The 13212-nt window shown below is 43.1% G+C and carries 10 protein-coding genes; 8 read left to right on the top strand and 2 right to left on the bottom strand.

Features of this window, described 5'->3' with window-relative positions; translation table 11 throughout:
* Positions 1 to 64 precede the first annotated feature (64 nt).
* On the bottom strand, positions 65 to 907 hold the full coding sequence (locus GQR89_RS16760) for a DUF2797 domain-containing protein (RefSeq protein ID WP_158771103.1): 843 nt from the start codon (positions 905 to 907) through the stop codon (positions 65 to 67).
* A 469-nt stretch (positions 908 to 1376) separates the two neighbouring features.
* Here GQR89_RS16760 and GQR89_RS16755 point away from each other — a divergent pair, with 469 nt between their 5' ends.
* From GQR89_RS16755 to GQR89_RS16730, 6 genes are all read left to right on the top strand, one after another.
* A complete protein-coding gene (locus GQR89_RS16755; RefSeq protein ID WP_158771102.1) occupies positions 1377 to 3005 on the top strand; it encodes an endonuclease in 1629 nt (542 codons plus the stop codon).
* 134 nt (positions 3006 to 3139) lie between these two features.
* Positions 3140 to 4171 carry an aminoglycoside phosphotransferase family protein gene (locus tag GQR89_RS16750; protein WP_158771101.1) on the top strand — a complete coding sequence of 344 codons (1032 nt, stop codon included), beginning with the start codon at positions 3140 to 3142 and terminating at the stop codon, positions 4169 to 4171.
* A gap of 280 nt (positions 4172 to 4451) precedes the next feature.
* Entirely contained in the window at positions 4452 to 5150 is a 699-nt protein-coding gene (locus GQR89_RS16745) for a hypothetical protein (protein WP_158771100.1), read from the top strand.
* Positions 5151 to 5224: 74 nt separating this feature from the next.
* Positions 5225 to 5935, top strand: coding sequence for a phosphatase PAP2 family protein (locus GQR89_RS16740; protein ID WP_158771099.1), 711 nt, complete (start codon positions 5225 to 5227; stop codon positions 5933 to 5935).
* 39 nt (positions 5936 to 5974) lie between these two features.
* A complete protein-coding gene (locus GQR89_RS16735) occupies positions 5975 to 6358 on the top strand; it encodes a diacylglycerol kinase (RefSeq protein WP_158771098.1) in 384 nt (127 codons plus the stop codon).
* Positions 6359 to 6745: 387 nt separating this feature from the next.
* On the top strand, positions 6746 to 8803 hold the full coding sequence (locus GQR89_RS16730; protein WP_158771097.1) for a bifunctional diguanylate cyclase/phosphodiesterase: 2058 nt from the start codon (positions 6746 to 6748) through the stop codon (positions 8801 to 8803).
* A 126-nt stretch (positions 8804 to 8929) separates the two neighbouring features.
* On the opposite strand, the gene GQR89_RS16725 is transcribed toward GQR89_RS16730, so the two are convergent.
* Positions 8930 to 10570 carry a phosphoethanolamine transferase gene (locus GQR89_RS16725; RefSeq protein ID WP_158771096.1) on the bottom strand — a complete coding sequence of 547 codons (1641 nt, stop codon included), beginning with the start codon at positions 10568 to 10570 and terminating at the stop codon, positions 8930 to 8932.
* Between the two features lie 249 nt (positions 10571 to 10819).
* Between GQR89_RS16725 and GQR89_RS16720 the strand changes: the two genes are divergently transcribed.
* Both GQR89_RS16720 and GQR89_RS16715 read left to right on the top strand, forming a co-directional pair.
* Positions 10820 to 12568: an ABC transporter transmembrane domain-containing protein gene (locus tag GQR89_RS16720; RefSeq protein WP_158771095.1), complete on the top strand. Its 1749-nt coding sequence runs from the start codon at positions 10820 to 10822 to the stop codon at positions 12566 to 12568.
* 51 nt (positions 12569 to 12619) lie between these two features.
* Complete coding sequence (locus GQR89_RS16715) at positions 12620 to 13159, top strand: peptide deformylase (protein WP_158771094.1); 540 nt, start codon at positions 12620 to 12622, stop codon at positions 13157 to 13159.
* Positions 13160 to 13212: the final 53 nt, after the last annotated feature.

The raw sequence follows: 13212 nt of genomic DNA, 5'->3' as shown, positions 1-13212 counted from the left end.
ATGCTGTACCCCGATTTTTTTATCTTTTACACAAGGTATTTGGGTGGCAGTTGGCTTATTTAGCTTATTCGGCTGTTTCAATACGTAAGTGGTAACCAGCATATTTGCGCATATTAATAACGCGATCCCCATCAAGCATCCAGTATTGGCCTTTCAACCCTTGTAATACGCCACTGAATGTTAGTTCTTTATCTAAATTAATCGATTTTACTTTTTCAGGATATTGCTCAACTGGGTAGTGTATGTTCACTGCTGGCAGGTCAAGTATGTCAATAGCCTGAAAGCCATATTCATCGGTTATCTCATCTAATTGATCTTCAATTTTGGTAATGAGATCTTCTTTTAATTGCTGTAAATCTGAGGTGTCGGGCTGACTTTTCAGCATCGTGCGCCAGTTGGTTTTATCGGCAATAAATTCTTTCATGGCGGTTTCAACCAAGCCACTGGTTAAGCGATTTTGCACACGCATAATCGCCATTGCTTGGGTGGCACCTTGATCAATCCAGCGACTGGAAACGGGTTCATTAACATGGCGGGTGATGCCCACCTTGATGGTGCCCGTGTTGGCCAAATAAACATAATGATCGGAAAGGCAATTGGCCTCACCCCAACTAGGTTCTCGGCAGGTACCAGCGTCATAGTGGCAAAGCTCAGGTTTGATAATACAGCTATCACACTGGGCCAGTTTGGTTAAGCAACGGTAGCAGTAACCTTGGTTGAAGCTCTTCTTCGTTTTTGTTTGGCAATGAATGCAATTGATCAAATTGTCGAAGCTGACTTTAATCTCTTTGCCAAGCAGTGCATTCATATCGATATGTTGTTCGCCAATGGGTAGCTGATATTGCGCAAGATGCTCTGAGTCAGTGGAAACCTGCATTTTACGAATGTTGCCTTGATAAATGGTCATGATGCTCTGGTCCTGTGGGAAATGTGTCTAATTTTTGTCGGCACGTCTTTTTAGCCAAGCCGGTTATTGTGCCAGTTTGCAGCGAATATAGCGAAATCAACCTTGGTATTTGTGCAGCGTAGTACTTTGTTCAGACGTTATCTTGCAAGGTGCTACTAGGCATAACAGATAACTATCTAGGCAACGGGCGCCGACGAGGGATACAGCTACTGGGCCTCAGACGTGGATATTCTATCATCGACAATGACCTGCTCCAGTTTCCATCTATTTCCAGCAATACCCTTCAATATTTTTCAAACCCATACAAGGTCCCCTTTGCCCTCACTGAGCAAAAATTGACCAAATGGTCTATTGTATGGTAAAAAAATTACCTGGAATTCACAGTTGTCACTGAAATATCATCAATCTCAGGCAGACTTTGATGGCCAAATTCACCTCAATAGAACGATAAACATAAGACGAGAGCAATATGAAAAAAGTAGCCTTAATATTATGTGCCACGCTGTTTGCTAGCCACACTGCGTATGCAAACGTTGAAAATGGAAGCTTCGAAAATTGGACCGCTGGTGCACCTGCAAGTTGGACAACCATAGACTCGGGGATCCGTATTACTCAATCTGCCAGTGAGGTGAAAAGTGGTAATAGTTCGGCGGCGATTAGCGTAAATACAGGCTCTCAGGGTTCTACCGATTTTAGGCAAAGCGTGAATGTTGTCGCCGGGCAACCTTATTCAGCCAGTGTTTGGGTTCGCCACACTGAAGGCGGTGTAAAAGCGCGTTTATATGTGAATGGTTACCGAGATTACTCCACCGCAAGTTTGGTCAATCAATGGCAGCAACTGAGCTACAGCTATACACCTAGTGCCAGTGGCAGCATTGAAGTGGGTTTGCGTTTTTATGATGGATCAGGTTTCGATGGTTCAGAAACCGTATACGTGGACGATTTTGAACCCAATAGTGATAACGGCTCTGACCCTAGTGCCTGCAATACTAACAGCGGAAGCTTCGAGCTGGTCACCGACAATTATGCCAGTGAAACGAGTTGGCAAATCACTAACAGTCAATCTGTGGTGTTGGCTTCCGGTAGCGGCTACGCCAACAATACTAGCTATAGTGAGCCACTATGTTTGGATGACGCAAGTTATGTATTTACCATCGATGATACCTATGGAGATGGTATATGTTGTAGCGTAGGCATGGGCCAATACAGCCTTTTTTTTAACGGGGTTACGCTGGCCAGTGGTAGCGACTTTGTTAGCAGTGAGTCTTCAAGTTTTACCTTAGGTACATCCTCAGGTGGTGGCGGTAATAGTGGGGGAAGTGGCGACCTAAGCACTTATTACGCCACTGCCCAAGGGTTAACAGGTTATAGCCTGAAATCCTCCTTGTATAACATTATCAAAGGTCATGCTAGCCAAGGTTATGGTGCGCTGTGGACGTTTTACAACGCGAATGGGCGAGACCAATATTATGAAAATGATGGCTCAATTTTAGATATTTACTCAGAGAACCCTAGTGGCACTGAAAGCTATACTTATACTGCGGTAAGTGATCAGTGTGGTAATTACTCAGGGGAAGGTAACTGCTATAACCGTGAGCATTCGTTTCCTAGGAGCTGGTTTGGTGGGGCAGTTGAGCCGATGAATTCTGATGTGCATCATATTTTTGCTACGGACGGTTATGTAAACTCTAAACGCGGTAGTTACCCCTTTGGGGTGGTGGGCAGCGCAACCTTTACGTCGACTAACGGTTCTCGTTTAGGCAGTGCCAATGTTGGGATTGGCTTTACTGGCACAGTGTTTGAACCCATTGATGAATTTAAAGGGGATATCGCGCGGGCCTATTTTTATATGGCTACCCGTTACCAAAATGTGGTTGGTGGCTGGCAAGGTAATAGCACGTCGTCTAACGCGGTCTTAGATGGAAGTAGCGATCACGTCTTTGAAAACTGGACGCTGAATTTGTTGAAAAACTGGCATCAACAAGACCCCGTAAGCCAAAAAGAGTTGGACCGTAATGAGGCTGCTTATTCCCATCAAGGTAACCGTAATCCCTTTATTGATTATCCTCAATTCGTCAGCGAAATATGGGGTCAGTAAGAATTCGTTTTACCCAGTAAATTATCTTGATTAGTCAATTACCAGGGGCGTTATTCGCCCCTTTTTCAGTTCTATAGCATTTGTTATGCTTGAACAATAGATTTGAACAGAGCGCAAAAAAGTATAGGAGGAATATGAACACACTAGTCTTGCAACAGATTCAGCGCTACTGCGATGATCCCCAGCTGTATAAAGTACAAACGTTGCAAAAGTTGTGGAGTAATTATGGTGAGATTGCTCGTTATTACAGCCCTAAACGCGATAAAAATATCATTGTTAAACATATTAAACCGCCATCTGAGGTGAATCATCCCAGGGGCTGGCACAGTGATGTGGGACATCAGCGTAAAGTTGATTCATATCGAACCGAGGCAGATTTTTATCAGCATTATGCTGCCTTTTGTTATGACAAGTGTTACGTGCCTGATTATATCACCCTAATTAAAGACTCGGTTCATACTGAGCAGCAAACATTGCTGATGGAAGACTTAACATCCAGTGGTTTTAGCTTTACCTTTAACACTGCAAGTGACCAGCAAGTTAACATAGTGCTGAACTGGTTAGCGCATTTTCATGGCCGTTTTTTACACATCACTACGCCTGAATTGTGGCCTGTAGGTTGTTATTGGTATTTAGCGACCCGCCAAGCTGAATACAATGCGATGCCAGACGGTCCATTGAAAGATAGCGCTGAACAAATAGATAGGGCGTTAAATAGTGCGCGTTTTAAAACGCTTTTACACGGTGACGCCAAGTTAGCTAATTTTTGTTTTAGTGACGATGGTCGCGTGGCGGCAGTGGATTTTCAATATGTTGGTCGAGGCGCGGGTATTAAAGACGTGATGTATTTTTTGGGCAGTTGTTTACCTGATGGGGAGTTGAGGGCAAAACATGATGCGTATATTGACTACTATTTCGCACAGCTAAAAAGCGTGTTACTTCACGGTAATGTTGCGAAAACCAGTGGGGATAATGTTAATAATCAGGCTATCACGGATTCAGTGCCTGATAATACGGTTTGGGTATATGAACTAGAACAAGAATGGCGAAAGTTGGTACCGTTAGCTTGGGCTGATTTTAATCGTTTCCTGCAAGGCTGGAGCCCTGAGCATGTTAAAATAAATGACTTTATGCAGGCGCAAACGTCGTTAGCACTGGCAAGGTAATGTATAACTGCTCGCATTCCTTTGCTCATTCTCGATTACGTGATGATAAATAATGGCGCATGGTAAAGAGTGACACACAATAAATGTGTGACACTCTTGGTCATTTCGTTCTTGCGTTTACCCTCACAAGAGTTATGGAATTCGCTATTGTGATTGAATAGCAACAGGAACCAGTACACCATCAAGAAACTGATAAGGTGACCATCGCTTTAGCTAATCTTCGCTGATTACGACCTTATTTTATCTCAACTCTTTTTTACTGACTCAAGCCTTGCTAATTATGAATAAATCGCTACTTTTCGCTAATATCCGGCGCGCTTTAAAAGTAAATTTCATTCCCGCGATATGTTTGCAAGTTATCGCTTTAGGGATTGGATTAAGCTACTTTTATTGGCCAGCAAGTCTGCCGGTGTTTAATTTTTTTGGTCATTTAAAAGCACAACATGGCGCCAGCTATGCGGTGGTTTCGACGGCTTTTTTTGGTGGGCTATTACCTTATTTATATTTATTGAGCACGGGGCAGATTAGCTTTAAACCTAAAAGTCAGCTGGTGTTCTATTGCTGCCTGTGGGCAATGATGGGCTGGCTGGTGGATACCTTCTATGGCTTACAAATTGTCCTATTTGGTAATGATACTGACATTGCCACCCTTATAAAGAAAACCGCATTTGATCAGTTTGTATTTAGTGCTTTACTGACGTGTCCACTTTTGACCTTAAGTTATCAGTTTAAAGATGCGCAATTTAGTTTTAAAGATTTTTTGCAGACCCTAGATAGCCGCTTACTTTTACTCTATTTGCCGACCACAATAGTTACTAATTGGTTGGTTTGGATCCCTGCGGTTTTGCTTATTTATCTTATGCCGCCAGTTTTGCAGATCCCACTTTTCAACCTAGTCTTATGCTTTTTCGTTTTAGTGCTAGCCATGTTGAATTCAGATCCAAAGGTGTCTTCAGTCCCCATTAAATCGCGACCTTAAGTCTTCTTCCTAAGTCTGTGTTAATAATTGCCATATAAACTGGCGGTCGTTGTTTCATCCTTAGGGCTGGTATTTTGACGCGCTCATTTTTATTTTTTTTCTTCTTCTTCGGCCTAGGCTTGCTGCTTATGGTGACTTTTCAACTGAGTGGTATTGATGAATGGTTAGCGACAAAACTGTACATTTATACCGATAATTGGCAGTCGAAAAATAATTGGTGGTTAGACGCAGTTGCCCATAAAGGCGGGCGCTATTTGGTGATCATTGTGATGCTATCACTCTTAAGCCTGACGATTGTTAGCTATTGGCGCGCTTTATGGCAACCATGGCAACGCAAGGTTGGTGCCTATGTGTGCGTGGCGACGTTAAGTGCTATTGGGATCGTGTCGTTTTTAAAAGGCTTCACAACGCTGCCTTGCCCTTGGGATATACAGGGATTCGGTGGGGATAGGCCGCCAGTCTATTTGTACGATATATTTGCTAGCAATTTAGTCACAGGACATTGTTTTCCTGCGGGTCATGCCTCAGGCGGTTATGCTTTTTTTAGTCTGTATTTTGCCGCTAAGGTTTGGCGGTGTAAATCCCCCCAATCGTCATCCTACAATCTATGGTTTTTGCCAGGAGCGTTCCTTGGGGCGATATTTGGCGTCGATCAGCAATTACGTGGGGCACATTTTTTATCTCATGATATTGCTAGTGCACTTATTTGCTGGGGTGTGTGTGCGTTACTTTATTGGGGCTATTTCACCCGTGGTGAACCCGCCCAAATAGACATTAATCACTGATACATTCTGTTAATTTATCCTCTTCATCATTAGGCATATATGCATATTTCATCAAATAAATTAAACGGTACTGGCTGGCGCCGGATTGCTAAAGCCACGCAGTGTTCTTTTCAAGGTTTTAAAGCGGCGTGGTTATTCGAATCGGCATTTAGGCAAGAACTTGTATTGTGTGCGCTATTATTGCCATGCTCATTGATACTTAAGCAATCCGCATTTCATTGGCTAGCCTTAATCATCAGTTTGCTATTTTTGTTATTCGCAGAAATGATTAACTCTGCATTGGAAGCGCTGGCCGACAGTGTATCCCTTGAGCACCATCCTCTTATTGGCCGTGCCAAAGATATGGGCTCGTCTGGGGTCTTTATCGCTATGGTTATCGCCTTGTTGGTCTGGGGAGAAGCGCTTTGGCGATATATGCTTTAAGCGCGCTAGAGCATTCAATTGAAGGTCACAGAGTTCAAATCGCAGCCTAACGGTGATGCATATTGGATTACTATCTCCTAAATGGCCCTTTAATGTATAGAAATTGCGCTTTAACAGGTGTTTTGTTGTTAATACATAATTAAACACATGGACATCTCGATAAATCTAGTGGTTAATTTATTGACCTCCTATTTCTTCTAGATTACAGTTCTAAATCAGTCTGTTGCGCATTGCGTAGATCATATATAGCGTTTATCCTTTCAGTATTATTATTAAGCATTTTTGTTATCAAATTCTTGTTTTAAGACGCAATATAGATTATTAATTTATGTAGCGAGATAGAACATTGTTTATTCCGTCAAATCAATAGGCAGTTAATTTAGCGATATGTTAATCCCTGAAAAAGCCATAAAAGATGCTGTTTACCAATTATTTGATGCGGTGGATGTTCTTTCTGTGCAAGGATACGATGAAGAGCGCAGGGTTATTTATTGGAATTTGGGTAGCGAATTACTTTACGGTTACACCGAAAAAGAGGCCTTAGGCAAAAAACTAGAAGACATCATTTTCCCTGAGCATATGCGTCAATTTGTCGTCTCTGCGCACAAAGATTGGCTCGAACAGGGTATCAAAATTCCTGCAGCTGAAATCACGTTGTGCAATAAAAGTGGTGATGATGTAAGCGTCTTTTCAAGTCATGTATTGTTTACCAATGAATATAACAAACACGAAATGTATTGTATTGATATTAACTTGGCAGAGGTAAGACAAGCTCAAGCTCAAGCGAAATTTAAAGAAAATATGCTTGAAGCTGTGTTTGAAGCGACTCCTGATAGGTTTTTCTTAATTGAAGAAGATGGCACTATCATTGATTATCACGCGGGCGATAACAAAGATCTCTACGCTGCACCAAAGGAATTTATTGGTAAAACGATAAAAGACTTATTTCCTGATAAGGTTGCTAGAAAGTTTAAAGTTTACAATACGAAAGCAATGTCTCACGGGGGAGGGGCGAGTTTTGAGTATGAGTTAACTATGCCCAATGGCGTGAGTTACTTTGAAGCAAGACTTAGCCACTTAAAAGCGTTTAAGCAAGTCGTAATCATTGTTCGAGATATTACTGAACAACATAAAGCTGCGGAAAAAATACGGCAACATGCATATTTTGATAGCTTAACCTTATTACCCAATCGTTTTTTATCCCTCGACCGTTTAACGCAAATGATTGAGGAAGCGAAAAGAAATCGCGAAAAAGTCGCGTTGTTATTTTTAGATTTAGACGATTTTAAAAAGGTAAATGATTCATTAGGCCATGAAGTGGGCGATAAACTACTGATAGAAGCCTCCAATAGATTAACACTCGCATTACGCAAAGCAGACACTGTCGGTCGTTTAGGTGGTGATGAATTTATTGTGTTGCTACGCGCGTTGGTAAATGATCGTGACGCAATTGAAATTGCTGAACATTTACTTAAAATATTTCGTGAACCTTTTCAAATTGATGGCAAAGAGCTCATTCTGACCTTAAGTATCGGCATAGTTACCTATCCTGAAAACGGTAATAGTACCTCTGATTTGCTACGTAATGCCGATGCCGCAATGTATCAATCAAAATTACTAGGACGCAATACCTATTCATTTTTTACCAAAAAAATGAACGATATTATGTTACGCCGTTTTGAAATAGAGGGGCAGATGAGTCATGCGTTAGAAAATAACGAATTTGAAGTCTATTATCAGCCCAAAATTGATGTCAAAAATGGACGAGTTATTGGTGCCGAAGCCTTACTTCGCTGGCGCAATCCAACCTTAGGTAATGTGACGCCAGATGAGTTTATTCCTATCGCGGAACATACCGGATTAATTGTGCCTATTGGCAAGTATGTTGTTGAGCAGGCCCTCAAATTCTTAAATGAGTGGCGAAACGTTCATCAACGAAATTACACCATGGCGGTTAATCTATCTCCGCGACAATTTAGGGATAAAGAACTCATTAGTTTTATCAAAAAATCCCTTAGTGAAGAAGGTATTAAACCTGATAGCTTAGAATTTGAAATTACCGAAGGGATTTTAATGATCGGTAACTCTTATATTGATGATGCGTTAGATGAAATCCATAAGCTGGGAGTCAAATTATCAATGGATGATTTTGGAACAGGATATTCATCACTCAGTTATTTACGCCAATATTCGTTTGATATATTAAAAATAGACCGAAGTTTTATTAACGGGATAACCTTGGAAAAGGAAGATTTTGACCTGGTAAAAGCAACCATAGCCATGGCCCACAGTTTGGATTTACTGGTGGTGGCTGAAGGCGTTGAAACCCATGAACAACTCACGCTATTGGGTGAACTCGGGTGCGACTTAATACAAGGGTATTATTTTAGTCAACCCATACCGGCTAACGAGATGTTGAATTTTCGGTTCACTGCAAATCACTAAGCCAATCTGCTAAGGCGGATTTTGGCGAACCAAACATCATTTTAGCAGGGGACCGTTTAAAGGTCCTTGATTACTCTGCGGACTGTCTGGTTTATACCGGTATTTCACCTCCTAATGCCGTGAATTCTAATCTTCTGGTTTCATGGCTAGCAGTGGCGGCGACGGGGTCAACGCTACGTCTGATTCCACTTCCATACTTTGTAAAATAGCCTGAGCCAGCGCGTCATGAGAATTGGGCACATCTTTCAGGGCACGCGTCCTAGGGATGTCTACATCGGAAGTCTCACCGGCCCATACAATCAAAGGCACATGCGTTTGTGCTTCAGGGGCAAACATATATGGCATGCCATGCAGATAAACGTTGTTTTCTCCTAATGACTCGCCGTGATCGCTCACATAGATCATCGACGTTTCGTATCTGGGTGTATTGTTTTTTAAAAAGCCTATTACTTTGGATAAAAAGTAGTCTGTATACAAAATAGTATTGTCGTAGGCGTTAATGATTTCTTGATTACTACACATTGATAATTCGCTGGTTTGGCACGCTGGGGTGAACGTTTCAAACTCTGACGGGTAACGCTTGCTGTATGCTGGGCCATGACTACCCATTTGATGCAGCACAATCAGAATGTCTTGTTCTTGGGCGTCGATGTATTCCTGTAGTCCATAGAGCATGCCTTCATCACGACACTCATCGTCACACACTGGGTTGGTATCCTGATTTTTGAAACTGACGTAAGGTATGCGGTCGGCGACGCCTTTCGAATCAGAGTTGTTATCACGCCACAGTACGTTAATATCCGCTTTGGCAACGATGTCGAGAACATTTTCAGTGGTGTTACTGTTGCCTACATCAAAGCCGTCTCGGCCGATTATTGAGAACATACATGGCACCGATATAGCTGTTGATGTACCGCAGCTACTGATTTGGCTAAATGACACTAAGTCTTTCTCTTTCGCCAGTAGTGGATTGGTTTCACGGGCATAGCCGTTTAGTGAAAAATGATCGGCTCGGGCTGTTTCCCCCACAACGACTATCACTAACTCACGGTGTAAGTCTGTGTCAGGGATAGCGGCTCGGCTTGTTTCGAATACAAATTCAGTGGCCGAAACTGCGCGCAAATTCTGTAAGGCCAATGCGACAAATGAATACATGGGTTGAACAGGGTTGCTGTAGTAACGAATAGGTTTATGTTCACGAAAGAAGCTGGCGTACTGGCCGCTAAAAGCAAATATATTAGCGACGATAATCGCAACGCTGCTCAGCAAGGTAACGCCGGTAAAAACAGAGCGGCGTTTAAAATCCTTTAGGTTTGTTTGTTTTTTTATGCTGATGGCGTTAAAAAATATACTGGGTAGCACACCAAATAGCGTAACGTGGCCTAACATGCCGATGTTGAATAAGTCTGTTGCTTCAGCTGAATTGGTAGCAAACATGTTACGGATCATTTCTAGATCAAATATGACCCCAAAACCATCGGTGAAATAACTGCATACTGCACTTGTTAACAGTAGGATCGAAATAGCCAGTTTCACCGGCATCATCCAATTTAATACAATGCACACTATGCTGGTTAATGCCCAGAGCATCATGGCGACTGAACTGATAAATAGCGCATTTTCAGGCCAGGGGTATACCGCTTCCACGTGACTAAAAAAAGTGCTGTTGCCCGAGATAGTGACAAAAAATGTGCTGAGTATTATGGCCAGTTGAGGACTAAGTTGCCAAGTTTTCACTCGTCCTGTTATCTGTTGAATAAAACTCATGCTGATAAAATCTGCCGGTTTTGAATTTTCATTCTGCTGGATGACCGTATTGTTAAACACCCTATTGGAATGAGGCGTTATTTAAATGTAGGCGCATCCTAAAGGGCACAACTTAACATTATATTAAGGTGTCATTTAAATCAGCTAGACTTGCCCCAAGATAGTCTGTAGTTATTTTTGTGAAAATATAAATATTAAGTAATCAACTGATTAGCGGTTATTTTTCTCCTTGAGATTATTAGGATGCCTGTGAAAACTGTAAAAACCCTCACCTTAATGCGTTGGTTATTTGGCCAGCTTGCTCCCTATAAAGCTAAAGTGATTTGTGCGGTTGCCGCGCTTATTGTTGGCTCAGGCTCTTGGTTATTGCTCGGCCAAGGGGTAAAAATTGTCGTTGATGAAGGCTTCGTGGCGAATAATGCCGATAAACTTAACCAAATGATGCTGCTAGTGATGGCTATCGCACTGCTTGGCAGTGTGGCCGCATACTTTCGTTTTTACCTTATGATATGGCTGGGGGAAAGGGTTAGCGCGGATATACGCCAGTCGGTATATGCCCATTTACTGACGTTACCTCCTGCTTTTTATGAAAAAACCCGCACCGGTGAAGTCATCTCACGATTTACCAGTGACACTACCGTATTACAGTCGGTGGTGGGCATGGGCCTTTCGATGGCGTTGCGGGCAAGTATTACCTTTATTGGCGCCTTGTTACTGATGTTATTTACCAGCCCAATGTTGACCTTGTATGTGTTAATAGCCGTGCCCATTGTGTTGCTGCCTATTCGTATCTTTGGGGCCAAAGTGCGTTATTACGCCCGCACTAGCCAAGATAGAGTTGCTGATTTAGGGGCGTATGTTGATGAGTCGTTACATGAAATTCATACCGTTCAAGCCTATTCACATGAGCACCTAGACAAAAGTATGTTCCAAGGGCGGGTGGAAGATGTGATGAACGCAGCGAAAAGTAGAATTCGTTTTCGCGCGTTATTGGTGTCTTGTATTATGGGTATCAGTATTACGGCCATTACCATTGTAGCTTGGCTAGGCGCGCAGCAGGTATTAAATAGTAGCTTAAGCGCGGGGGAATTAACTGCGTTTATGTTTTATGCTGTGATGGCGGGGGGCGCGGTGGCGACCATCAGTGAAGTGATTGGTGAAATTCAAAAGGCGGCGGGGGCCAGTGAGCGTTTAATGGAGCTGCTGAATACCAGCAGTACCGTGTTACAGCCTATAAAACCTGAGCTATTGCCATCTTATGTCGCTGGTAATCTTACCCTTTGTGAGGTGGATTTTACCTATCCAACGGGGGAGGGGGTTCCAGCGTTACAACAAATTAGCTTGGCCGTTGAAGCGGGTGAACGAATTGCGTTGGTGGGCCCAAGCGGTGCCGGCAAGTCGAGTTTGTTTCAATTGTTGCTGCGTTTTTATGACATTCAAGCGGGGCAGATTACGTTAGAAGGGGTAGACATCACCCAAATCGATCTCGATATACTGCGTCGGCAGTTTGCCCTTGTGCCACAGGAGTCGGTCATTTTCGCCTCTAGCGTAGCGGATAACATTCGCTACGGACGTCCTGACGCCAGTGATGAAGATGTGCAAGCTGCAGCAAAAGCGGCCAGAGCCGATGAATTTATTGCCTTGTTGCCAGATGGTTATCAAACCTATCTAGGTGAACGAGGTGTGCGCTTATCTGGGGGACAGAAGCAGCGTATTTCTATTGCGCGAGCGATATTAGCAGACCGTCCCATCTTGTTACTCGATGAAGCGACCAGTTCCCTTGATGCAGCAAACGAGCAGTATATTAAACTGGCGCTAGATGAACTTATGCGCGGTAAAACCACCTTAATTATTGCGCATAGATTATCTACTGTGATCAATGCTGATCGGATCGTGGTAATGGATCAGGGCACAATTGTTGCTATCGGCAAGCACCAGGAGCTTATTGCCAGTAATGCGCTTTATCGTGAGTTTGCTGAGCTTCAGTTGGTCAATTAGCACCTAGTATTTGATAATGGGTAATCGAACGAATATGAGAAATGTACTGTGATGAAAATAGCCCAAGTAGGGGAAGCAATATTGCGCGCCACGGCTAAGCTCGTAGCGGACAGCGAAATACACTCTGATGAATTTCAAACCTTTGTGGATGAATTGCTGCTCATTATGCAAGAAGCTTATGGGGTAGGTATTGCCGCACCACAAGTTTTTGATGAACGGGCGGTGATGATTATTGCGTCTCGTCCTAGTCCGCGTTACCCAGACGCGCCGGACATGGCGCCTCTGGTATTGATTAATCCAAAAGTGATACAAAGCGCTAGCGAGACAGTAAAAGACTGGGAGGGGTGTTTATCAGTGCCTGGTTTGCGGGGGTTCATTCGCCGAGCAACCTGGGTTGACGTTGAATATCAGAGCCGTGATGGCGGGACACAAAAGCGGCGTTTAGACGGTTTTGTGGCGCGCATTTTTCTACATGAATATGACCATCTCATCGGTAAAACATGGCTTGACCATGTGGAGGTGAACACGGATATTATGGCTGAATCGGTTTGGCGGCGTGATGTTGCAGGGATACCTGAAGAGGCCGAGTAGGCACGTGTTGAATATTGCGTCAGGCTTAAATAGATAACAAATTTGTATAGGCA

The sequence above is a fragment of the Paraglaciecola sp. L1A13 genome, assembly GCF_009796745.1.
Lineage (GTDB): Bacteria > Pseudomonadota > Gammaproteobacteria > Enterobacterales > Alteromonadaceae > Paraglaciecola.
This window is presented reverse-complemented; position numbering and strand designations above follow the sequence as displayed.

Excerpts from the sequence above, each read along its gene's own strand:
- GQR89_RS16760 (WP_158771103.1), bottom strand. The coding sequence starts at position 907 with ATGACCATTTATCAAGGCAACATTCGTAAAATGCAGGTTTCCACTGAC.
- GQR89_RS16755 (WP_158771102.1), top strand. The coding sequence starts at position 1,377 with ATGAAAAAAGTAGCCTTAATATTATGTGCCACGCTGTTTGCTAGCCAC.
- GQR89_RS16750 (WP_158771101.1), top strand. The coding sequence starts at position 3,140 with ATGAACACACTAGTCTTGCAACAGATTCAGCGCTACTGCGATGATCCC.
- GQR89_RS16745 (WP_158771100.1), top strand. The coding sequence starts at position 4,452 with ATGAATAAATCGCTACTTTTCGCTAATATCCGGCGCGCTTTAAAAGTA.
- GQR89_RS16735 (WP_158771098.1), top strand. The coding sequence starts at position 5,975 with ATGCATATTTCATCAAATAAATTAAACGGTACTGGCTGGCGCCGGATT.
- GQR89_RS16730 (WP_158771097.1), top strand. The coding sequence starts at position 6,746 with ATGTTAATCCCTGAAAAAGCCATAAAAGATGCTGTTTACCAATTATTT.
- GQR89_RS16725 (WP_158771096.1), bottom strand. The coding sequence starts at position 10,570 with ATGAGTTTTATTCAACAGATAACAGGACGAGTGAAAACTTGGCAACTT.
- GQR89_RS16715 (WP_158771094.1), top strand. The coding sequence starts at position 12,620 with ATGAAAATAGCCCAAGTAGGGGAAGCAATATTGCGCGCCACGGCTAAG.